The 22,603-nt window shown below is 61.8% G+C and carries 22 protein-coding genes; 12 read left to right on the top strand and 10 right to left on the bottom strand.

The genetic code is table 11. The features are described 5' to 3' along the window. Positions 1–81: 81 nt before the first annotated feature. Positions 82–501, bottom strand: coding sequence for an RNA polymerase-binding protein DksA (dksA, locus tag ACX3OW_RS06970; protein WP_459095035.1), 420 nt, complete (start codon positions 499–501; stop codon positions 82–84). A 152-nt stretch (positions 502–653) separates the two neighbouring features. Continuing rightward, on the bottom strand, positions 654–1,073 hold the full coding sequence (locus tag ACX3OW_RS06965; RefSeq protein ID WP_459095034.1) for a flagellar assembly protein FliX: 420 nt from the start codon (positions 1,071–1,073) through the stop codon (positions 654–656). A gap of 292 nt (positions 1,074–1,365) precedes the next feature. Between ACX3OW_RS06965 and ACX3OW_RS06960 the strand changes: the two genes are divergently transcribed. The 7 genes from ACX3OW_RS06960 to flaF all read left to right on the top strand — a co-directional run bounded on the left by ACX3OW_RS06960 (position 1,366) and on the right by flaF (position 6,572). Further along, entirely contained in the window at positions 1,366–2,445 is a 1,080-nt protein-coding gene (locus ACX3OW_RS06960) for a flagellar basal body P-ring protein FlgI (RefSeq protein ID WP_459095466.1), read from the top strand. Further along, entirely contained in the window at positions 2,445–2,762 is a 318-nt protein-coding gene (locus ACX3OW_RS06955; RefSeq protein ID WP_459095033.1) for a rod-binding protein, read from the top strand. Before ACX3OW_RS06960 ends, ACX3OW_RS06955 begins: the two co-directional genes overlap by 1 nt. Continuing rightward, the gene (locus tag ACX3OW_RS06950) at positions 2,759–3,226 is read left to right on the top strand and encodes a flagellar protein FlgN (protein WP_459095032.1); all 468 of its coding nucleotides are present in this window, start codon (positions 2,759–2,761) and stop codon (positions 3,224–3,226) included. Before ACX3OW_RS06955 ends, ACX3OW_RS06950 begins: the two co-directional genes overlap by 4 nt. 105 nt (positions 3,227–3,331) lie before the next feature. Further along, complete coding sequence (locus tag ACX3OW_RS06945; protein ID WP_459095031.1) at positions 3,332–3,679, top strand: hypothetical protein; 348 nt, start codon at positions 3,332–3,334, stop codon at positions 3,677–3,679. Positions 3,680–3,968: 289 nt separating this feature from the next. Beyond that, positions 3,969–5,708, top strand: a complete 1,740-nt coding sequence (locus ACX3OW_RS06940; protein ID WP_459095030.1) for a flagellin N-terminal helical domain-containing protein — start codon at positions 3,969–3,971, stop codon at positions 5,706–5,708. A 116-nt stretch (positions 5,709–5,824) separates the two neighbouring features. Further along, the gene (flbT, locus tag ACX3OW_RS06935; RefSeq protein WP_459095029.1) at positions 5,825–6,250 is read left to right on the top strand and encodes a flagellar biosynthesis repressor FlbT; all 426 of its coding nucleotides are present in this window, start codon (positions 5,825–5,827) and stop codon (positions 6,248–6,250) included. Then, entirely contained in the window at positions 6,201–6,572 is a 372-nt protein-coding gene (flaF, locus tag ACX3OW_RS06930; protein WP_459095028.1) for a flagellar biosynthesis regulator FlaF, read from the top strand. Before flbT ends, flaF begins: the two co-directional genes overlap by 50 nt. A 129-nt stretch (positions 6,573–6,701) precedes the next feature. Here flaF and ACX3OW_RS06925 read toward each other — a convergent pair whose 3' ends face one another. The 3 genes from ACX3OW_RS06925 to ACX3OW_RS06915 form a co-directional block, all read right to left on the bottom strand. Beyond that, on the bottom strand, positions 6,702–8,708 hold the full coding sequence (locus tag ACX3OW_RS06925; protein WP_459095027.1) for a hypothetical protein: 2,007 nt from the start codon (positions 8,706–8,708) through the stop codon (positions 6,702–6,704). A 14-nt stretch (positions 8,709–8,722) separates the two neighbouring features. Next, positions 8,723–10,555: a flagellar hook-associated protein FlgK gene (gene flgK, locus ACX3OW_RS06920; RefSeq protein ID WP_459095026.1), complete on the bottom strand. Its 1,833-nt coding sequence runs from the start codon at positions 10,553–10,555 to the stop codon at positions 8,723–8,725. 71 nt (positions 10,556–10,626) lie between these two features. Further along, a complete protein-coding gene (locus ACX3OW_RS06915) occupies positions 10,627–12,378 on the bottom strand; it encodes a flagellar hook protein FlgE (RefSeq protein ID WP_459095025.1) in 1,752 nt (583 codons plus the stop codon). Positions 12,379–12,640: 262 nt separating this feature from the next. On the opposite strand from ACX3OW_RS06915, the gene ACX3OW_RS06910 reads away from it, so the two are divergent. The 5 genes from ACX3OW_RS06910 (at position 12,641) to ACX3OW_RS06890 (ending at position 17,721) form a co-directional block, all read left to right on the top strand. Next, positions 12,641–13,507 (top strand): ATPase, encoded by an 867-nt coding sequence (locus ACX3OW_RS06910; RefSeq protein WP_459095024.1) that lies wholly within the window; start codon positions 12,641–12,643, stop codon positions 13,505–13,507. A gap of 68 nt (positions 13,508–13,575) precedes the next feature. Further along, positions 13,576–14,487, top strand: a complete 912-nt coding sequence (locus ACX3OW_RS06905) for a homoserine O-succinyltransferase (RefSeq protein WP_459095023.1) — start codon at positions 13,576–13,578, stop codon at positions 14,485–14,487. A gap of 117 nt (positions 14,488–14,604) precedes the next feature. Continuing rightward, on the top strand, positions 14,605–16,056 hold the full coding sequence (locus tag ACX3OW_RS06900) for a YcjX family GTP-binding protein (RefSeq protein ID WP_459095022.1): 1,452 nt from the start codon (positions 14,605–14,607) through the stop codon (positions 16,054–16,056). Then, complete coding sequence (locus ACX3OW_RS06895) at positions 16,053–17,066, top strand: YcjF family protein (protein ID WP_459095021.1); 1,014 nt, start codon at positions 16,053–16,055, stop codon at positions 17,064–17,066. The genes ACX3OW_RS06900 and ACX3OW_RS06895 overlap by 4 nt, the downstream gene beginning before the upstream one ends. A gap of 82 nt (positions 17,067–17,148) precedes the next feature. Beyond that, positions 17,149–17,721 (top strand): NADPH-dependent FMN reductase, encoded by a 573-nt coding sequence (locus tag ACX3OW_RS06890; RefSeq protein ID WP_459095020.1) that lies wholly within the window; start codon positions 17,149–17,151, stop codon positions 17,719–17,721. A gap of 30 nt (positions 17,722–17,751) precedes the next feature. Here ACX3OW_RS06890 and ACX3OW_RS06885 read toward each other — a convergent pair whose 3' ends face one another. The 5 genes from ACX3OW_RS06885 to ACX3OW_RS06865 all read right to left on the bottom strand — a co-directional run bounded on the left by ACX3OW_RS06885 (position 17,752) and on the right by ACX3OW_RS06865 (position 22,602). Beyond that, positions 17,752–18,072 (bottom strand): 2Fe-2S iron-sulfur cluster-binding protein, encoded by a 321-nt coding sequence (locus ACX3OW_RS06885; protein WP_459095019.1) that lies wholly within the window; start codon positions 18,070–18,072, stop codon positions 17,752–17,754. Positions 18,073–18,075: 3 nt separating this feature from the next. Beyond that, entirely contained in the window at positions 18,076–19,101 is a 1,026-nt protein-coding gene (locus ACX3OW_RS06880) for an NAD(P)/FAD-dependent oxidoreductase (protein ID WP_459095018.1), read from the bottom strand. A 72-nt stretch (positions 19,102–19,173) separates the two neighbouring features. Continuing rightward, positions 19,174–20,442: a phosphoadenylyl-sulfate reductase gene (locus tag ACX3OW_RS06875; RefSeq protein WP_459095017.1), complete on the bottom strand. Its 1,269-nt coding sequence runs from the start codon at positions 20,440–20,442 to the stop codon at positions 19,174–19,176. Between the two features lie 191 nt (positions 20,443–20,633). Further along, entirely contained in the window at positions 20,634–22,292 is a 1,659-nt protein-coding gene (locus ACX3OW_RS06870) for a nitrite/sulfite reductase (RefSeq protein ID WP_459095016.1), read from the bottom strand. Further along, positions 22,279–22,602 (bottom strand): DUF2849 domain-containing protein, encoded by a 324-nt coding sequence (locus ACX3OW_RS06865; RefSeq protein ID WP_459095015.1) that lies wholly within the window; start codon positions 22,600–22,602, stop codon positions 22,279–22,281. Before ACX3OW_RS06865 ends, ACX3OW_RS06870 begins: the two co-directional genes overlap by 14 nt. Between the last annotated feature and the right edge of the window lies 1 nt (position 22,603).

The raw sequence follows: 22,603 nt of genomic DNA, 5'->3' as shown, positions 1-22,603 counted from the left end.
CCACCCATGCGGTGACCACGCATTTGGATACCTAAAGAAAAAGGCCCGCATCGCTGCGGGCCTTTGCCTAAATTTGTGGGCTTATTCGTCCCGATATACCTTTTCGCGACGCTCATGCATTTCCTGGGCTTCCAGGCTGAGCGTGGCGATGGGGCGGGCGTCGAGCCGGGCAATGCCGATGGGCTCGCCGGTTTCCTCGCAATAGCCATAGGTATTGTCGTCGATACGCTTGAGCGCGGCGTCGATCTTGGAGATCAGCTTGCGCTGACGATCGCGCGTCCGCAGTTCAAGCGAGCGATCGCTCTCCGAGCTGGCCCGGTCGGCCATGTCCGGGTGGTTCTGGCTTTCTTCCTGGAGGTTCTCGAGAGTTTCACGGCTCTCGCGGAGGATATCCTCTTTCCACGCGTTGAGCTTTGCCCGGAAATACTCGCGCTGGCGCGGGTTCATGAACGGCTCGTTCTCGTCGGGCCGGTATTCAATCATTTCTGCAACCGAAGACATTAGTAGACTCAACTCCAATGCACCTCTAAGGCGGCCTATATATGCGCGCCAGCCTCCTCCGGCAAGCACGCAAAGCGGCGGTCCTTAACACAGGAAAGCTCCGGCGCGTCAGACGCCTAGCGCGATATTGACAACTTTTTGATGACGGAGGCTCAAATCGCCGGAAATCGTCCGAATTTGGCGAGTTCAACTCTAACCCGCAGCTCGATGTCATCGAGCAGCGAATCAAGGCCCGGCAGCGAGCGATCCCTCATCTCGGAAAGCACTGAAACCATCTGGTCCAACTGGTCAGTGCTAACCCGGCCAATCAACAGGTCACTCTTGATCTCATCGAGCAGGTCGAGCAGCGACGCTCCCCGACGCACCACCTTCTTTTTGGCGGTCAGCGGCTCCTCCACCGCCTGCAGCGCCAGAATGGAGTCGATCCCGGCCATCGCCTGCATCGGCATATTGCCGGCCACGCGCGCCGGCGCCCCACCGCCGGCCGGCACGAAATCCACGCCCGAGCCAGAGCGGCCGGCGGCACTGCCGCGGCCAACGCCTGAGGTTCGGTTAGTGGTATCGATGCGCAAGCTTGGACTCGTTCAGTTAGCGGGTGTCACCGGCAAAATCTGCCGCCAGCAGTTAATAAGACATTAACGCACCCGGCAAGAATTGCTCACCCTACCACATCCGGGACCATTTCGCAGCACTCCCCCGACCAAAAACCCATACATCTCAATAGCCTGCACCCGAAAATCAAAACTGGCACGGTTTTCGCAATGCTGTCGTCGAATGCTGCGCCATGGGGATGGCACGGCCAGACGACGGGGATGCCGGATGACCAAATCACTGCTGCGCACGCTGCTTGCCGGAGCACTCACCATGACCATGGTGCTGCTGCCGACCATCCAGGCCCATGCTGCGGCCGCCCGCATCAAGGACATTGTCGACTTCGAAGGCGTCCGCGAAAACCAGCTGGTCGGCTACGGCCTGGTGGTCGGCCTTAACGGCACCGGCGACAGCCTCAACAACTCCCCCTTCACCAAGCAGTCGCTGCAGTCGATGCTGGAGCGCCTTGGCGTCAACACCGCCGGCGAAAACGTCCGCACCGCCAACGTCGCCGCAGTGATGGTCACGGCCAATCTGCCCCCCTTCGCCACCCAGGGCTCGCGCATGGATGTGTCGGTCGCCGCGCTTGGCGACTCCGACAGCCTGCAGGGCGGCACCCTGCTGGTGACGCCGCTGGTTGGCGCCGATGGTGAGGTCTATGCCATTGCCCAGGGGCCGGTCGCCATCAATGGCTTCAAGGCGCAGGGCGATGCGGCCACCATTATCTCGGGCGTGCCGACCACCGGCCGGATTTCCTCCGGCGCGATGATCGAGCGGGAAATCGACTTTCACCTCGGCAGCCAAACCTCACTGCGGCTGGCCCTGCGCAATCCCGACCTGACCACTGCCCGTCGCATCGCGCTGGCGGTCAATGACTTCATTGGCGCCCCCACGGCCACCCCCGAAGACCCGGCCACGGTGCGCGTCACCCTGCCCCCCGGCTTTAACGGCAATATCGTCGACCTGTTGACCGACATCGAACAGCTGATGGTGGAAACCGACCAGACTGCCAAGATCGTCATCGACGAGAACTCCGGCATCATCGTCATGGGCAAGGATGTGCGGGTCTCAAGCGTGGCCGTGGCGCAGTCCAACCTCACCGTCACCATCGCCGAGAACCCAACTGTGGTGCAGCCCAACCCGCTGAGCCTGGGCGTCACGGCGGTCGAGCCCAGTACCGATCTCAATGCCAACCTCTCCGAGACCGCCTTGGCGATGGTCAATGAGTCGGTGTCGCTACAGGAACTGGTCGACGGCCTCAACGCGCTGGGCATCTCGCCGCGCGACTTGATCGCCATCCTCCAGGCCATCAAGGCCACCGGCGCCCTGCAAGCCGAAATCGAGGTGCTGTGATGGACATCATCAAGCCGCTGCCCGGCTCCAGCCTGACGCCAGGCCAGATCGCCCGCGTGCGCCAGCAGGCCGAAGAATTCGAAGGCGTGTTCCTCAACACGCTGACCAAGGAAATGTTTGCCAGCCTCAAGACCGACGAGAGCGTCATGGGCGGCGGCTTCGGCGAAGAAACCTGGCGCTCGATGCAGTCCGAGCATCTGGCCGGAGCCATGGCCCAGAATGGCGGGTTGGGCATCGCCGAACAACTGCTTCCCGACCTGTTGGCCTTGCAGGAAGCCGCCAATAACCAGAACAAATTGCCCGGAGCCTATAAATGACCGCAGCTGCCCGCCTCGCCGCCCTCGATAGCCTCCCGGCCAACGAACTCTGCCAGATGGCCGAAATTGCCCTGGCCGCCCTGGTCGATGTGATGAACCAGGAAACCACCCTGCTGCGCGCCGGCCATATGCGCCAGGCCGGCATCCTGACCCCGGATAAAACCCGCTTGGCCCAGGACTATGTGGGCTTTGCCCGCTCGGTGCAGCGCCAGGGCGACCGCCTCAAGACTCAGGCGCCGGACGCCATTGAGCGCTTGCGGCTCGGCCATGAGCGACTGGCCACCCAGATGGCGGAAAATCTGCGCGTGCTCGCCACGGCCCGCATGGTCACCGAAGACCTGCTGACCGATGTCGCCAAGGTCGTCGGCCAGCAAAACCGGGCCAAGACCTATGGCCGCGCCGGCACCATCGCAGCAGACCCCGCCAATGCGGCGCGCGGCATCGCAGTCAACCGGGCGCTTTAATTTGGTATTAATTTAAGTCAATTCGTCGCCAACCCAGTAATCAGGGCACAACAACTGCAGCGTAGAGCGGATAGATAGTCTTTATCCATTTGCAGGGACGGTGCCATGATTCTGCCGATCACCACTGACCCGGCCATTGCTGGCGGCGCCCATATGGCCGACTACCGCCACCGCACGACGCCGGGCGCCCGCCCTCTGCTGCATAACAGCACGCCGATGGCCGCAAAAAATGCCGGCGCCGGCAATGACAGCCAATTCGCGCAACCCGATGACCGCAAACCCGCGCCCCAGCCGGAACCAACGCGCCCCGACACCGCCTCGATGTTTGCCGCCGCGGTGATCGCCGGCGCCCTGCCGCCCACGCCGCAGACCATGGAAGAGCTGATCCAGCGCATCGGCATCAGTACGATCCCCGAGGAGTCGCAAGCGCGGCTCAAGGATTTGCTGGCCTAGCCCGCGAGACCCCACCCTACCACTACCGCAGGAGTGGCCCGCGACCTGATCCCGTCAGGTCGCGCAAGGCGTTGGCGCGGCGGCAAAATGCCGGACCGCAATCAGCCCCTCTTTCTGCCGGCAGACCCGGTCAAACCGGGCTTTATGTCTCGTTAACCCAGCAGCGATATTGTTGATTTGAACAGCATCTGCGTCGCCCGTTTAACGAAAATTTATGACGTAACAGTCAAGCATCCAACCGTCTCAGGATGAGGCGTTTTAAAATCGAATCCTAGAAAAGGAAGCCATCATGGCCGATATCAATCTCTCCAAAGCCGTCCGCTCCAACCTTTCGTCGCTGCAGAATACCGCGACCCTGATGGCCAAGACCCAGGACCGCCTGTCGACCGGCAACAAGGTCAACTCGGCGCTGGACAATCCGACCAACTTCTTCACCGCCAGCTCGCTCAACAGCCGCGCCGGCGATCTGAACAATCTGATGGACTCGATGGCCAACGGCATCAAGACCATCGAAGCTGCCAACAATGGCTTGACCTCGATCACTAAAACCCTGGAGTCGATGCAGTCCACTCTGCGTCAGGCTCGTCAGGATAAGTCCTTCCAGACCGAGTCCTTCTCGGTAGCGCTCGGCAATACGCTGACCGGCAGCGAGAAGATGTCTATCTCTGGTGGTCAGTTCGATACCGCGGCCCAGAACATTGACCTCACCAAGGTTGAGTATCGCGCCACACGCACCGGCACGGCCTTCGGCACGGCCAACGCCCTCGCGGCCGATGCCGAGATCACCATCAACGGTAAGAACATCAAGCTTGCCAACGGCACGACCAGCGAAGAGGCAGTGAAGGCCATCAACGATGCCGGCGCCGGCGTTAAGGCAGAACTGGTCACCGACGTCGATGGCGCCACCGCCGGCGACCAGAACGGTATCAAGCTGACTTCGACCAGCACCGGAAGCAACATTCTCGTCGAAGGAGCAACGGCTGCCCTCGGTCTGACCAATGCAACCACATCCAAGGTGGCGGCCACTCAGACCGGCACCGAGTATACTGCGCCGGCCGCCGCCACCAGCCTTACCATCAACGACACTAAGATCGAGATCGCAGCTGGCGCGACGGCTCAGCAGGCTATGGAGGCCATCAACGCCGCCGGTGCCGGTGTCAAAGCCGAAGTGATTGCCGACGTCGACAGCGGGACCGCAGGTAACCAAGCAGGCCTCCGCCTAACTCAGATCGACACCAACTCCGCATTGCGGATTGGCACTTCCGCACTTGGCTTCACTGCCAGCTCAACTGACCCCACGGGCGCAGAGAGCACTCGCGTGACAAAAACTGTCAACGATCTCGTTTCTGAGATTTCCAACAACGCCGTGTTCGATGGCAAGGTTCGCGCCACCAACGACAACGGCAAACTCCGTATCGAGAATCTCTCGACCAAGGAAATGGATATCAAGGGCGTTAATACGAACGGCACGCTTGACGGGATTTCCAGCGCCTCCAAGAAGATCAACGGTAATGACGTGCGTACGGACCTTGCCACCCAGTACAATGAACTTCGCGATCAGCTCGATAAAATGTCGGATGACGCGTCTTTCAACGGTATCAACCTGCTGCGTGGCGACAATCTTAAGATCACGTTCAACGAAAACGGCACGTCTTCCGTCGATATTCAGACTAAGGGCGCCAAGTCGGTCAACGCATCAAATCTGAAGATCGAGACGTCGCTAGAATCCGCTGATTTGGATAGCGATGCTGGAATCGACAAGTTCCTCGACCAGATCAAGGGTGCTTTGAACGCAGTTCGTTCGCAGGCTTCCGCCTTCGGCTCGAACCTGTCGATCGTGCAGAACCGTCAGGACTTCACCAAAAACATGATCAACACGCTGGAAACCGGTGCTGGCAACCTGACCCTGGCCGACATGAACCAGGAAGCTGCCAACATGATGGCTCTCCAGACCCGTCAGTCGCTGGCCTCCTCGACCCTGTCGATGGCCAACCAGGCCGACCAGGGCGTGCTGCAGCTGCTCCGTTAATCGCGGCGGCATCAGCCAATCAGGAAGGCGGGCCCAGGCCCGCCTTCTTCTTTTTGCCCGCCCGGCAGCACTGGGCTACAACAAGCATCAGTTGATTCCGCTCGGAGGCAGGCAAAATGGCGCTCAAGGTTGAATTGCGGCCGGGCGAGAAGCTGCTGGTGGGCAATTGCATCATCACAAATTCCGACCAGCGCACGCGGCTGTTCATCGAGGGACAGGCGCCGATCCTGCGCGAGAAGGACATTCTCACCCCCACCACCGCCGACACCCCGGCCAAGCGGGTCTATCTGGCGGTGCAATTGATGTATATCGAGAACAATACCGAAATTTTGCGGCAGGAATACTTTTCGCTGATCAACGACATCGTCGCCGCGGCCCCCTCAAGTATGGCAATTGTCGACAGGATCAATAACGACATCTTAACTGGCGCCCTGTACAAAGCTCTGAAGTCAGCCAAGCAGCTCATTCAGTTCGAACAGGACCTCTTCCAAAATGCAGCATCACGGGGCGCTCGCCTACCAGCAGACGACCAAAACGGTTGAAACCCCGCGCGAACGTGAAGCCGCGCTGCTGATCAAAGCCGCAGCCGGACTGCAGGCGATCCGCGATGACTGGCCTGCCGATTTCGGGCAGATGAACCGCGCCCTGACCTTCAACCGCAAGCTCTGGACCATTTTCATGAGCGCGGCCAATGGCGAAAACAGCGCCCTGCCCCAGCAGACCCGCCAGAACATCGTCAATCTCGGCCTGTTCGTTCTCAACCAGACCCGCGACATGTTGGTCGAGCCCAATCCGCAGCCACAGTTCCTGGATGGCATGATCAACATCAACCGCCAGCTCGCAGCCGGCCTGCGCGGCAACTGATTAGTGCCGATATCGAGAATTTTCAGGCCTCGCAGCGATGCGGGGCCTTTGCTTTTGGGGAGCCTAACGGCACAGAAAAATCCCCGCTGACGCGGGGATTGGGACATCTGCGAAGGGCGAGTGGGCGCCTTAGAGGAAGTTCACCAGGCTCAGTTTGCTGACCATCGCGGTCGCCTGGTAGCTGGCCTGCAACCGGGTCTGCAGCGCCATGATTTCCATGGCAACGTCTTCCTTGCTCACCGTCTCGATGTCACTCAGCAAATTGTCGAGCTGCGCCTTGTAGTCGACATGCCGCTTGGAGGCGTTTTCCAACGTACCGCGCGCAACGCCCAGCTCCATGGTCAGGATTTCGATGGAGCCGCGCTCGGAATTGTGTCCCTCCGAGAGCGCGCTTTGCTGGCGCGTCGCCATCGCATCAAAGCGGTCGCGATTGCGCTGGTCCTGCGCCGGATCGATCTTGCTGGGGTCGGCGGGGCTGGGATAGCTGGTGGCCGACAAGGCGGCCATGGTGCGCACCAGCGCCAGAAAGCCCGATTCATTGGCCTCCATGCCATAATTCACCCGCGTCGACTCATCGACTTGCGCTGTGACGCTCTGGCGTGGGCTGCCCTCGGCGGCCATCGCCGCGGTCGTGAGCGCTCCGTCGAGCGCCTTGGCGAAATTGTCCGCGGTCTCGGCTGGATTGGCGCCAATGGTGAACTGCCCCGGCCCGGGCTTGCCATTGACCGCAGTCAGCGCCACCTTGCGCTCGACAGTGCTGGGCGCTGGCTCCTTGAGCGTGAACTCAATCATTTCGCCTGGCACCGTGGCCACGGTTGCCGAGAATGCGACCTTGACCGCATTGCCCGGACCACCCGGCGAGGTTGCGGTCATGCTGGCGGTGTTGGCAGGAATCCCGTCAATCTGGAAACCATGCGCCGTCGAGGTCGGCGCCTGTTGTGCCAACGTCACCTCATGGGTGAACACCTCAGGTACCGAGAGCGGCACCGGTACGGCCGTGCTGGTAATGTCCAGCCGGCCCATATTGTCTGCCGATACGGCTGGTGACTGCCCGCCATACCACATCACGGTGTCAGTGGCGGAAGCGACCTTCAGACCAGTCGCGCTTGCCGGATCGCCGTCAACCCGCATCACCGGCTCGCCGGGGCCATTGAAGAAATTCTTCGCCGCGGCAAAGGTTGAGGCAGCTTCCAACTCGCCATCCACGACTGACTTGAGCCTGATGTCGAGCGCTGCGCCGAAGCTGGCGGCATTGGCCTCGGGATCGTCGGTGACGATAAACTGGCCGGGCGCGGCCGGCCCATCCGCCGCCGCAATAGCGGTCATGACAATCTGGGTCGTCGAACCATCGGGCAGCGTGAAGCCCAGGCTGATCGTCTCACCCGGTCGCATCTGCTTGTCGGGGTCGGCGTTGAAGGACAGGGTCCGGGTGTTGCCGAGTTGTGGAGCAGCGGTTGCCGACGCTGCCACCTGGCCCAGATCGACGGCTGCACCAGCATTGCTGGTAACGTTCGACAGCTTGAGGCCGAACGGATGAATACCATCTTCGGTCAGGGTGACGGTGTTGGCGGGGGCCGCTCCGACCGCGCTTATGAGGCGCCCCATGCCCTGGGCACCGGCATCGGCGGCAATGCGCTCGCCCAGAACGGTGTTGTAGCCGACCTTGCCGCCCTGGCCATTGAGCAACACATCGGTGGTGGGGAGCGGCGCTTTATCAGTATTGGAACCGCCGAACAGATAGCGTCCCGCGACCTCGGAATTGAGCAGCGTCACCAGTTCGTCCAGCCGCGCATGGGACAGGCCCGGCAGCGTCGCCATGTTGATGTTGTTGGTGCCGTATTGGCCCTGAGTGGCCGAATTGCGCGCTTCGCCTTCCATCTTGTCGAAGCGCACCATGGTCTGGTCGAGGAAGCTGAGGCGCAGATTGACGGTGTCGATATTGGCGGAAAAGCCCTCGATCTTGGCCAGGCGCGCGCGCACCGACAGCGACATCGGCAGATCGCGGCCCATTTCGGATAGCTTGGATGCCTTGTCGCCGGTGCCGAGCTGCATCTGCAGCGTGGCAAAGCGGTCCTGCATCTTGGAAATGACACCGAACCCGGTCTGCAGCGGGAACATCGACTTGTTGACGATCATCTTACGCTACTCCTTCAAACCGCCGAGAACAGGGTATCGAGCAGTTCCTTGACCACTGACACCACCCGCGCATTGGCGGCATAGGCATTCTGCAATTCCATCAGCCGCGCCATTTCCTCGTCGACATTGACGCCGTATTCGCTTTCCATCTGGTCGATGATGGTGTCGAGCGTGAGCTGGCGGTCGTCTCGCTTGGTCAGCGCGGCATTGATCGTCGAGCCCTGAAAGCCGACCACCTGGGAGATGAACTCGCTCAGATTGCCGCTGAGCTGGAACCGGTTGGCATTTTCGCTCGGCGTGCCGCCCGAGACGAACTTCATCTTTTCCAGCTGGTCGATGACATAGTTGGCGCGGTCGGCATCGCCCAGCGTGCCGCCGACCTCGTGCTGCACGATCAGCCGGTTATCGGTCAGGATGGCGGTATTGACCGAGATGCGTGCGGCAAAACCCTGCCGCTGCGGCGGATTGCCATCGAGATTGTTGGTGAAGGCCGAATTGCCCTGGTCGACAAAGAGGTTGAAGCCCAGCCCAGCGCCCTGCAGGCCTTTTGAGGTTGTCCGCGCGACGGCAGTTTGGATGCTGCTCTTAACCCCGCCATCGTCCATGATGCGCAGATTGCCGGCGTTTTCGGTGACTGCCAGCCCCGGCAGCAGGGTCTTGAGCCGGTCGACGACAGCGGTGTTGCCGGCCGACATGTCGACACCGATAACCCGCTGGCCGGTGGCGTCGATATAGTCGGACGCCTCCTTGGTGTTGACGATGCGCACGCGCTTGTCGACGCCATTTTGCGTATAGTTCAGCAGCACGTCATTGCCGGGCTGCATGTTGGACAGATCAATGTCCATGCCCTTCGTCGCGCCGACCTCCACCGCCGTGCCGGGGGTCTGGATGGTGGAAAAGGCCTGCGCCAGATTGGCGGCGATCTCGTCGAGCTGGTCCTGCGCCTCGACCAGCGTCTTGTCGCGCAGCGTAACCAGCCCGCCCAGTTCCCCGCCCTGCAACACGCCCTGGGTCACCAGATCGATGGTCAGCCCTGACGGCGTCGTCAGCGTCAGTTTCCCCACCCTGGTCAATTCAGGATCGTAGTTGAATTTCGAGTTCGGCGACAGATTGCCGGCGCTCTCGAAGCTGAAGTGGGAAACGCCATTGTCGAGCAGGCCGACGCCCGAGCGCGTCATCAGCGCCACGGTGCCGTTGGGGCGATAATCGGCCTGCACGTCGATGATTTCAGCGACCGAGGACACCAGCCGGTCGCGCTGATCCTGCAGCGCCGCGCGGGCGCTGTCGGTCATGCCCAGATCGAGCAGGCGCTGATTGACCTCGGACAGCGAATTGAGCATGCCGTTGAGATTGTTGACGTTCGAGGCGATCTGCGCCTCGGTCTCCTGCCGCAACCCCTGAATGGTGCCGGACAGCCGGTTGAGGGTTTCGACCATGTTTTCAGCTGCCGACACTGCCTGCGAACGGGCGGTATAGTCGTCCGGGCTGGTGGCGATGCCCTGCAGGGCATTCTTCAAATTGCCGAAGATGGTATCGAGCGAGCCGGCGCTGCCGGGTTTGCCAAGGAAACCCTGCAAGCGATCGAGATAGCCGGCCTGCACGCCCGAATTGGCAGTGTCGGATACCTGGCGGGTATAATAGGTCTGCAGGCTGCTGTTGAACGCCCGATTGGCCCCGACCGTCCGCGCATAGGCGCTGTTCTGGGCGTTGTAATCGACGACGTTCAGCGACTGCTTGTGGTATCCCGGCGTGCCGGAATTGGCGATGTTGCGGCTCAGGATGTCGAGGCCATCCTGATTGACCCGCAAACCCGATACAGCATTGGTGAGAGACGTCGTCAGGCCCATTGTGTGGGACTCCTTACGGAGAAAGCCAAGTCCGGGGCGTCCTGCCCCGAACCCTAGTGTCTAGCCCCGCCTCAGCGGACCATGTTGAGCGCTTCCTGCAGCATCTCGTCGGCGGTGCTGACGATGCGGGTGCCGGCCGCATAGGCCTGCTGCGTCACGATCAGCTTGGTGAATTCGTCCGAAATATCGGTGTTGGAGGCTTCGAGCGCGCCCCCGATAATGCCCGAACCGGAGAGATCAAGAATGGCCTCGCCCGATTCCGAGGTGGAAGAGAACACGCCGCCGTCCAGACGCTTCAGTTTGTTGATGGCGTTGAACTCCGCCGTCACCACCTGTGCCATATCGATGCGCTCGCCATTGGAATAGGTCGCGGTGACGCGGCCATTGTCGTTGATGGCCACCGACACGAACTCGCCGGCGCCATAGCCGTTCTGGTTGAGCGTGGACACGTTGGCGGTGCCGTTGACGTCAGCAAACTGGCTGAGGCCGTTGGTTTCGAAGCGGAACTCGACAGTGCCCACGGCCACGCCGTTGATGGAGAGATTGGTCAACGGCACCGAGGGTTCTGTTGGCGATTTTAGCGAGCCATCCGGGCCGAAGGTGAAGTCATTCGGAACGCGCTTCCACATCTCCGCGCTGCCGGTCGCCCGGCTATCGGACATGTAATAGAGGTTCCAGGTGTCCGTCCCCCCGGCCTGCGAACTCGACACCTTGGCCCAGCGCAGTTGAACGTTGGCCGGGGCGCCGTTCTCGGCATAGACGGTCACGGCGCCGCCAGAGATCGAGTTAGCCAGGAACTGGGTGTTCTTGTCTTCAGCAATGCTATCGATGCTCAGCCGGCTCGGGCCGGTCACCGCCGCGCCAGCAGTCAACCCCGAAGCGGCGTGGGCACTCTCAATCGAGAGGTCGGCGTAGCTGTCTTTACCCAGCGTGATTTTCAGCGCACCACTGGCAATATCAACCGTTGCCGAAGCAGCCGAGGGACCGCCATTTGCGCGAATGGCAGCTTCAAGATTGGTCACTGCCGAATTCAGGTCGCCCGAGACATCCACCGGCTGGTTGGTGCCGGTATAAGGGACCGTCGTATTGAACTCGAAGACCGTGCTTGTGCCGTTAATCTTGAGCGTGACGGTTTCGCCCGGCACAAAAAACGAAGCGGCCGGCACCGTGCCGTCAGGCATAGGCACCGTACCGGTGACACTCGCCGGCGCCCACACCGATCCGGGATAATTGTGTGGCTGCATCAGCTCGCTATTGAAGGTGGCCTTGTCATAGCCGGTGGTCTTGGGCAGCTGCGGCAGGTTGGCCTGATAGTTGATGCGGTTGGACTGCTGCGCAGCCAGGAAGCTGTTGGATAGCTTGATCACCTCGGGCACCGAGCCCGAAATATTGCCGGTCCGGGTATCGATCGGCAGACCCTTGAGATAGTAGCCGGCGCCGTTGACCAGCATGCCGTCCTTGTCGATTTCGAAATCGCCACGGCGGGTGAAGAAGTTGGTATCGGCAAACACCGCCTTGCCGTCCGTCTGGCCGATCTTGGGCTCGACGACGAAGAAGCCGTTGGAGTTCAGCGCGATGAAGGTCTCGTTCGACACCGTCTTGATGTCGCCACCAATATCATTGGTGCCACGCGACTGGGCCAGCACGGCGCCGGGCACCTGGCGCGAAATCGGCGCATCGGCGATCAGATCGAGAAAATCGGTCTCGATGCGCTTATAGCCGGTGGTCTGCGAGTTCGCGATATTGCCCGAAATGTTTTCCAGCGCGTGCGCCTGGGCCCGAAGACCGGTCACTGCACTGGAAAGAGCGCCATAAATGCCCATGAGAAACTCCGTAAACCCAATTCGCGCCGTCAGACGCATTCGACAGGAACGATGCAAGCATGATGCCAACTCGTCCTGACATTGATTTTGCTGGGCTTTCTGCTTTTACCGAGGCCGAATGTGGCGACATCTCGGCAGAAGCGTCCTTGTCACCGGCAGAAATTGCCGCCCGCTTGTGAAGGCGGAGCGCTTGCAGTAAACGCAGGTGGAGTTTTCCCGCGGCGTCATTCCCGCTTGCGTGGGCACGACGTGGTGAGCAGCGATGTTGTTTTCGAGCGCCGATGAGTTTGTGAAATCCCCGCGCCGGGCGGTGACGGTGTTCGGCATGGCCGGCGTCGGCAAGACCCGGCTCAGCGCCATGCTGCGCGCCAGCAACTGGTTCCACTACTCGGCCGATTACCGCATCGGCACGCGCTATATGGGCGAGTACATCGTCGACAATTTCAAGCGCGAGGCGATGAAGGTGCCGTTCCTGGCCGAGCTGCTGCGCTCGGACTCGATCTACATCTCGTCCAACCTGACCTTCGACAATCTCGATCCGCTCTCGACCTATCTCGGCACGCCGGGCAATCCCGACAAGGGCGGGTTGCCGCTGGCCGAATATCAGCGCCGCCAGGAGCAGCATCGCATCGCCGAAGTCGCAGCCCTGCACGATGTGCCGCACTTCATCGAGCGCGCCAAGGCGCTCTATGGCTATGAGGACTTCATCGCCGACACTGGCGGCTCGCTGATCGAGGTTGCCGACCCCACCGATCCCGAAGACCCGGTGATCAAGACGCTCGCGGCCTCGACCATGCTGCTCTATATTCGCGGCACGGCGAAGGACACCGCCGAGCTGGTGCGCCGCTTCCGCCAGTCGCCCAAACCGATGTATTACCGCCCGCCCTTCCTCGTGGAGAAATGGGCCGAGTACAAGCTGATCAACGGCATCATCGAGGATTGCGACGTCGATCCGCTCGGCTTCGGCGCCTGGGGCTTTGAAGCCCTGCTGCATGACCGCCTGCCGCGCTATCAGCAATTGGCCGATAATTTCGGCTATGTGGTGGAGGCCTCCGACCTCGCCATGGTGCGCGACGGCGACGAATTCATCGATCTCATGGCCGCCGCGATCGAGCAGCGAATGCGATAGCGCGTTTCCCACGGGGAGACGCGCATTGTCTGCATCGCAATTCGATCAAACCTGCTCAAGAGGCTGATATGCCTATCAGAATTCCCGACAACCTGCCCGCCCGCAAGACCCTCGAAGACGAGGGCGTCTATGTGATGGATTCCACCCGCGCCGCGCGGCAGGATATCCGCCCGCTCGAAATCGGCCTGCTCAATCTGATGCCCAACAAGGAGCGGACCGAGACCCAGTTCACCCGCCTGATCGGCTCGACCCCGCTGCAGGTCGACCTGACGCTGGTGCGCATCACCGAGCACCAGTCCAAGCACACCTCCGAGGACTATCTCAATACCTTCTACAAGACCTGGGAAGAGGTGCGGGAGCAGAAGTTCGACGGCTTCATCGTCACCGGTGCTCCGATCGCCAACATGCCCTTCGAGGAAGTCCGCTACTGGCCCGAAATGCTCGAAATCATGGATTGGACACAGACCAATGTGCACCACACCATGTTCATCTGCTGGGGCGCCCAGGCGGCATTGCATCATTTCCACAGCGCCAAGCGCTACCGCATGGACGAGAAGGCTTTCGGCGTGTTCCGCCACCAGGTGATCAACCCACGCTCGCCCTTCCTGCGCGGTTTTTCGGACAGCCCGATGATCCCGGTGTCGCGCTATAACGACATCGACCGGACGACGCTGGGCCCCGAACTCGAAGTGCTGATCGACAATTCGGAGATCGGCGTCTCGATGCTGGGTGACCAGAAGCACCGGGCGGTGCATTTCCTCAATCACCTCGAATATGACAACCGTTCGCTGGCCGACGAATATGAGCGCGACGTCAATGCCGGGCTGGACATTCCGGCCCCGGCAAACGTCTATCCCGATGGCGACACCAGCAAGACACCAGAGAACCGCTGGCGCAGCCACGCTCATCTGCTGTTCCAGAACTGGATCAACGAAATCTACCAGACCACGCCCTACGACCGGAACAAGATCGGCCAGTAGGCTTCCCACCCTGTCATCCCAGCCTTGAGCTGGGATGACACAGAGGGCGCTAGCCGCCTACCCGCTTGAACACGCGCCACAAATCCCTATCTTCCGGTCTGATCGAGAGACCCGCGCGTGCCCCAGCTTCCTACGACCATTGTCGACGAATTGGGCATCGCCCTCTCCAATCTGGCCGACACCGCCACCGGCGCGTTCACGCCGACGCTGCGGCTGGGCGTCACCGGCCTCAGCCGTGCCGGCAAAACCATTTTCATCACCGCGCTGGTGCACAATCTGTTGACCGGCGGCCGCCTGCCCGGCTTCACGCCGATGGCCGAGGGCCGCTTTATTGGCGCCAAACTGGCCGAATATCCCGACGCCACCATTCCCCGCTTTGCCTATGAGCAGCATCTCGACGCGCTGACCGGAAAGACCCCGGTCTGGCCCGAAAGTACGCGGCGCATCTCTCAGCTGCGGGTGGTGCTGAAATATCAGTCGAAACGCTGGTATTCCGGCCTGAGTGGCCCCTCGACGCTGAACCTCGATATCGTCGACTATCCCGGTGAGTGGCTGCTCGACCTGCCGCTGCTCGGCCTGTCCTTTGCCGAGTGGAGCACCGAGGCGCTGGAGCGGGCGCACCGTCCCGGCTCGGGCAAGGAAGCCACGCCCTTTCTCGAAGAACTTGCCGGCATCGACCCGCTCAAGCCCGCCAATGACCCCGACGCCGAGCGGCTGGCCACCGCCTTCACCGACTATCTGCGCCGCAGCCGCGAACATGGCGCGCTGTCCACCCTGCCCCCAGGGCGGTTCCTGCTGCCCGGCGACCTGGAAGGCTCGCCCGCCCTCACCTTTGCGCCGCTGCCGCCACCGAGCCAGCGCGTCCGCAATGACAGCCTCTACGCCATGCTGGAGCACCGCTACGAGGCCTATAAGGATCGCATCGTGCGGCCCTTCTTCCGTGATCATTTCGCCCGCCTCGACCGCCAGATCGTGCTGGTCGATACGCTGCGCGCCCTCAATGCCGGCCCCACCGCCGTAGCCGATCTGGAAACCGCGCTGACCGCCGTGCTCGGCTGTTTCCGCCAGGGCGAAACCAATCCGCTGCTACGCCCCTTCGTGCGCAAAATTGATCGCATCCTGTTTGCCGCCACCAAGGCCGACCACGTCCATCACACCAGCCACGACCGGCTCGAGGCCATTCTCAATCGCCTCGTCGCCAATGCCGGCAAGCGCGCGCGCTTCGCCGGGGCCGAGGCCAAATCCATGGCGCTGGCCGGCATTCGCGCGACGCGTGAAGGCAGCATCACCGAAAGCGGCGAAACCCTGCCCACCATTATCGGCACGCCGATGGCAGGCGAGATGCTGGGCAACACCACCTATGACGGCAAAACCGAAATCGCCTTGTTTCCCGGAGACTTGCCGGCACGACCGGATTCATTGTTCGAGGACGGCACACCGGTCGCGCTGAACTTCTTGCGCTTCACCCCGCCGCAACAGCTCGACCGCAACGCCAATGGCGACATCATCCTGCCCCATATCCGCTTCGACCGGGCGCTCGACTATCTTGTGGGAGACTGGCTCGCATGAAACAGCCCATCGCTCGCCCCACCGCCACCGTGACCGACGAAACCATAGCGGTCCGCGCGCCCCGCGCCTTTGAGCCCTCGGCGGTGCAAATCGCCGAACCTAGTTTTGACGCCACGCAAGATGATGACCTGATCGCCCCGCCACCGCGCCGCCTCGGCTGGGTCGGCAAGCTGACCTGGACCACGGCGAGCATTCTGGTGTCGGCCGGCCTCGCCCTGGCCGCCGACCGACTGATCCGCGATCTGTTCGCTCGCTATGAAATTCTGGGCTGGGCCGGGCTGGTGGTCCTGGCGCTGCTGGTGCTGGCGCTCATCGTGCTGGCCGGGCGCGAAATGCTGTCGTTGCGCCGGCTGCGCGTGCTCGATGCGCTGCGCCGGCAAGCCGCCACAGCCACCGCCGACAATGATCAGAAGCTTGCCCACAAGGTCGCCGAGCAGTTGGAGGACATCTACGCCAGCCGCCCCGATCTGGCGCGAGCCCGCGAACACGTCAAACAGAACCTGCCGCATCTGTTCGACGGCCACGAAATCGTCGCCCTCGCCGAACGCAGCCTGATGGCCCCGCTCGACGCCAAGGCCAAGGCCCTCACCGCCTCTTCCGCCCGCCGCGTGGCACTGGTCACCGCCGTGTCGCCGCGCGCCTTGGTCGACATTGCCTTCGTCATCTATGAGAGCTTTCGCCTCTCGGGGGCCATTGCACGGCTCTACGGAGCCCGCCCAGGCTTTTTTGGCTCGTGGAGGCTTACCGGCGCCATCCTGACCCATTTAGCCGTCACCGGCGGCCTGGTGCTCACCGACGGGGTGGTGGAGCAATTGGTCGGCCAGGGTCTGGCAGCCAAGCTCTCCGCCCGGCTGGGCGAAGGCGTGGTCAATGGGCTGATGACTGTGCGCGTCGGCATCGCCGCCATGCGGGTGGTGCGCCCCCTGCCCTTTGAGACCCAGACCCAACCCACCGTGCGCGACTATATTCCCGAGCTGACCAAACTGGCCGGCGACGCGGGCAAAGCCTGAACGTGCTGCAATCTGCCGCGTTGAGCCTGGCCTCCGCCTCGCCGATAGCTTCGGCGCGTCTCCCAACAGTTAGAGTTTGTCCATGACTACCATTGCCGTGCTCATCGGCAGCCTGTCCGCGTCCTCGATCAACCTGAAATACGCCAAGGCGTTGGCCAAGCTGGCCTCTCCGCTGCTGGAGTTCGACTTTGTCGATCTCAGCGCCTTGCCGCACTACAACAATGATCTGTGGGCCAATCCGCCTGCCGCGGTGCTGGACCTCAAGCGCAAGATCGAAGCCGCCGATGGCGTGCTGATCGTGACGCCGGAATATAACCGCTCCTTCTCGGCCGTCATCAAGACCGCACTGGAATGGGGTTCGCGCCCATGGGGCAAAAGCTCCTGGGGCGGCAAGCCCGTGGCCGTCACCGGCACCTCGGGCGGCGCCATCGGCACCGCCGTAGCCCAGACCCAATTGCGCGTGATCCTGCCGCATCTTGACATGGTGCTGATGGGCCAGCCGGAGATTTTCCTGAAATCGTCGCCCGAGCTGATCGACGCGGAGTTCAACATCACCAGCCCCGAGACCAAGGCCCTGCTGCTCGGCTTCGTGCAGAAGTTTGCCGCCTTCGTCGAGCGCCACGGCGATCACGCCGTCAAACTCGCTGCCGAATAAGAAAAAGCCGGGCATTGCCCGGCTTTTTTGTCATTCCTTGGCGGCGCTTGGGGCCAATGTCACCTTGAGCCCGTCCAGCGCGTCGCTCATCAATATCTGGCAACAGAGGCGCGAATTGGCCCGGACATCGCCGACGCTGTCGAGCATGTCCTCTTCCTCGTCGCTGGGCAGGCCGACCACGTCGAGCCAGTCCTGATCGACATAGACATGGCAGGTGGCGCAGCTCAGCGCGCCGCCGCATTCGGCCTTGATGTTGAGGCCCCAGTCACGGATGACCTCCATCACGCGCCAGCCTTCGAGCCCTTCGAGCTCGTGATTTTCACCGGTTTGATCGGTGACCAGAATTTTCATGGTTCAGGCGACACCCAGCTTCTTCTGCAGCTTGGTGGAGCTGGTGGTGTATTGGAAAATCACCCGCTCGCCCGGCGACACAATCGCCTTGGCGGCCTGTGCCATCAGCGCGGCTTCGTGGAAACCGGAGAGGATCAGTTTGAGCTTGCCCGGGTATGAATTGATATCGCCGATGGCAAAAATTCCCGGCACCGAGGTCTGGAACTTCTCGGTATCGACGACGATGGTGTTGTCGTTCAGCTCAAGGCCCCAATCGGCGACCGGACCCAGCTTCATGGTCAGGCCGAAAAACGGCAGCAGCCGCGTCGCCGGCAAGGCCACATCACCGGCATCGGTGGCCAGATGGACGTGATCGATCTGGCCGTCCGCGCCATCAAGGCGGGCAATCTGGCCGGTGAGGAAATTGACTTTCCCCTCGCCCACCAACTCCTGCATCTTGTTGACCGAGGCCGGGGCCGCCTTGAACACGGCGCGACGGTGCACCAGGGTCAGCGAGCGAACGATGGGCTGCAAATTCAGCGTCCAGTCGAGCGCCGAGTCGCCGCCGCCGACGATCACCACGTCCTGGCCCTTGAAGTCGTCCATCTTGCGGACCGAATAGAAAACCGACTTGTTTTCAAAGGCTTCGATGCCATCAACCGGCGGGCGCTTGGGCTGGAACGAGCCACCGCCAGCCGCGATCACCACGACCTTGGCGTAGAAAATCTCGTCGGCGTCGGTTTCCAGCTTGAACGAGCCGTCGTCCAGCTTCTGGATCGAATTGACCATCCGGTTGAAATGAAATTCGGGCGCAAACGGCGCAATCTGGGCCATCAGATTGTCGGTCAGATGCTGGCCGGTGATCACAGGGAAGCCGGGGATATCGTAGATCGGCTTCTCGGGATACAGCTCGGCGCACTGCCCGCCGGGGCGGTCCAGAATGTCGATGAAATGGCATTTGAGATCGAGCAGCCCGAGTTCGAAGGCCGCGAACAGCCCGCAGGGGCCCGCGCCGATCACAACGACATCGGTGGTAATTTCAGTGCTCATAACAATCTCAATGTGTCCCGGCGCGCATGACAAATGCCGCCGTGAATAGTTGATAAACGCGTTCCACTTACCTCAGGAGACGCGACGAAGGAAGGGGCGCGTCCCGAGCGGAATTTCCGTGGTGCCGGCCGGCTGGTAGAAAATCGCCACCTCAGGCAGCCGGTTTTCGATCAGGGCCTGCCGCGTCGGCTCGTGAGTGACCACGAATGCGGTGATGCCGCAGCGGCGCATCAGCGGAATCTGATCCTGCAAAACGTCGCCAACGGCCCTGATTTCATTACCGTATTGGTAGCGTTCACGCAACAAACGGGCGGTGGAATAGCCGCGCCCATCGGTGAATGCAGGAAATTTGATCGCCACTGAGGCAAAGCGTCCCAGGTCCTGCTCGACACTCTCGACGGGGTCGCCCGGTGACACCAGCAGCCCGAGCGGATGCGGGTTGGCAAGAAACGCGGCGCGATTGGTCAGGAACACCGCCAGCGGCACATGCAGATAGCTGGCCGTGGCCGCATCGCTGTCCTCGGTCCAGTCATGGAACGGATCGGCGATGAAGCCGCCATCCTTCCACAAATTATGCCGGGCTGCCTGCATCGGCGAGGCGATAGCGCCGCTGAAATCGTAATGGATGCCGCATTCCTTCTTGTTGAGGCCGCGCCACCGTCCAGCGCGCGGGTCTTCGCCCTCGGCCACCACCGAGGTGCAGGGCGCGCAGCCAATCGACTTGTAGCCCTTGGCGAACAACGGATGCTCGGGCAGACCGTGCTCGATCTTGTACTGATTGACATCGGCATCATTGAAATAGGCCAGCGGATTGACCTTGATGCGCTCGTCGGTGGTCAGCTCGAAATGCGGCAGCACGCCGCGCTCCTTGGTCTGGAAGCGCTTCCGGCCCGTGACCCAGCCACCATACTGCTCGGTGATCGGCTCCAGCGGCTCGGTCTTGCGAATATGGCAGCAAGAATCGGGGTCAGTCTCCCAGAGGTCGCCCTTGGGATCGAAGCGCGCCACATCGGCGGGGCTGGGATGGATGGCGTGGACATTGATCAGGCCGAGATGCTGCTTGAGCGTTTCCACATAGGCCAGCGTCTCGGCAAAATGCTTGCCGGTTTCGAGGAAATACACCGGCATCGACGGATCGACCTGCGCCACCAGATGCAGCAGCACGGCTGAATCCGCGCCGAAGGACGAGACAATCGCCAGATCGCCCGGCAGCACCTCGCTGGTGGCATAGCGCAGCACCCCCACCGCATCCATTTCGTCAAACATGCCATTGAGCGCCACAATGCCAAGAGCACGCAGCTTGTCATGCGAGGGGGCGTGGGCGGGGTTAGGCAAGGCCATGAATAGTCTCCAAGAACACCGGACTTCCCCTCGCCCCTTGAGGGAGAGGGACTGCTGATCCGCGTTCAGCGGAGCAGCAGGGTGAGGGGTGCTGCGCTCCCCCATGCTTCAACGTCGCGGCGGCCGCAAAACCCCTCATCCGCCCCTTCGGGGCAGCTTCTCCCTCAAGGGGAGAAGGGAAGAGAGAAACCTCAAGCATTGCCATAAAGCGCCTGCTTGAACGGAGCTTCACCCAACCGGCGATACGCGGCGATGAAGGTTTCCTCTGGCCCACGGCGGTTGGCGATATAGGTGTCCACCAAAGTTTCGATCGCCGCCGGCACCTGCTCGGCTTCAAAGCCGGGGCCGATGATCTTGCCCACGGCAGCCTGCTCGGTGGCGTCGCCGCCCAGGGTGATCTGGTACAGCTCGCCGCCCTTTTTCTCGACGCCCAAAATCCCGATATGGCCGACGTGATGATGCCCGCAGGCATTGATGCAGCCGGAAATCTTGATCTTGAGCTCGCCGATTTCGGCCTGCCGCTCGGGCGACGCGAACTGGCGGGCGATGTCCTGCGCGATGGGGATCGAGCGGGCATTGGCCAGGGCGCAGAAATCGAGCCCGGGGCAGCAGATCATGTCGGTGATCAGCCCGGCATTGCCATCGGCAAAGCCGGTTGCGACCAGTGCATCAAACACGGCGCGCAGATCGGCGAGCGCCACATGCGGCAGCACCAGATTTTGCTCATGAGTGACGCGCAGCTCGCCGTAGGCATAGGCCTCGGCGATATCGGCGATGTCATCCATCTGCTTGTCGGTGGCATCGCCCGGTGCGCCGCCCACCGGCTTCAGCGAAATCGTCACCGAGGCATAGCCCGGTTCGCGGTGGGCATTGATGTTGCGGTCGAGCCAACGGCCATAGGCCGGGTCGATGATCGACTGGTAAGCCACCTCGATCTTGGTGACACTCTGCGGCTTGAGCGGCGGCGGCGCGAAATAGGTGGTGATGCGGTCGACTTCGTCTGCGGGCAGCGTCAGCACGCCGCCGCGCAATTCAGCGAATTCGGCTTCGACCTGCCCCTTGATGGTCTCGAGCCCTTCCTCATGCACCAGGATCTTGATGCGCGCCTTGAACTTGTTGTCGCGGCGTCCATAGCGGTTGTAAACGCGCATGATCGCTTCGAGATAGGCCAGCAGATTTTCGTTGGGCACATAGCTGTTGATCAGCTTGCCGATCATCGGCGTGCGCCCCAACCCGCCGCCAACCCATACTTCCCAGCCGATCTCGCCGGCCCCATTGGTGGCGGCCTGCAAGCCGATATCGTGGAAGCGGATGGCGGCGCGATCGCTGGTCGCGCCGGTGATGGCAATCTTGAACTTGCGCGGCAGATAGGAAAATTCGGGATGCAGGCTCGACCATTGCCGCAGGATTTCGGCGATGGGCCGCGGATCGATGATTTCATCGGCAGCGGCGCCGGCGAAATGATCAGCGGTGACGTTGCGAATGCAATTGCCCGAGGTCTGGATGGCGTGCATTTCTACGCTCGCCAGCTCCTCAAGGATCTTCGGCACATCACGCAGCTTGGGCCAGTTGAACTGGATATTCTGCCGCGTAGTGAAGTGGCCGTAGCTGCGATCATAGGTGCGGGCGATATGGGCAAATTTGCGCATCTGCCGCGAGGACAGCGTGCCATAGGGCACGGCGATGCGCAGCATATAGGCATGCAATTGCAGATAGAGCCCGTTCATCAGCCGCAGCGGCCGGAACTGCTCTTCGCTCATTTCGCCCGACAGGCGACGCTTCACTTGATCGGCAAATTGCGCGGTGCGCCCGGCCACGAAAGCCGAGTCGAATTCGTCATATCGATACATAACCGTCCTCATCCAGATGCTGGCGGTTGTGGCTTGCGCCGTTCAAACTATAGGGCGCGGTGGGTCCCGCGGCCCTGATCCGTTCGCGCAGGCGCTTAGGCACGATGGCTCCGGCCTCCACGGTCACATCTTCGATTTCCAGACTCACGATGCGGCCAGTCGCCTTGCTCGCTGCCAGTGCCGCATCACGCTCTTCCGTCTCGTCCTTGGAAAACAGCCGCGCTGCCTGCAGATCGACCGCCCATAGTCCGGTTTCGCTCAGATAAACCGTGGCGCCGGAGGTCAGTTCGTTGCCCGTCAGAATTTCCATG

This window comes from Devosia sp. A449 (assembly GCF_054489375.1).
The sequence above is the reverse complement of the archived record's forward strand: the minus strand, read 5'-3'. Positions and strand labels throughout refer to the sequence as shown.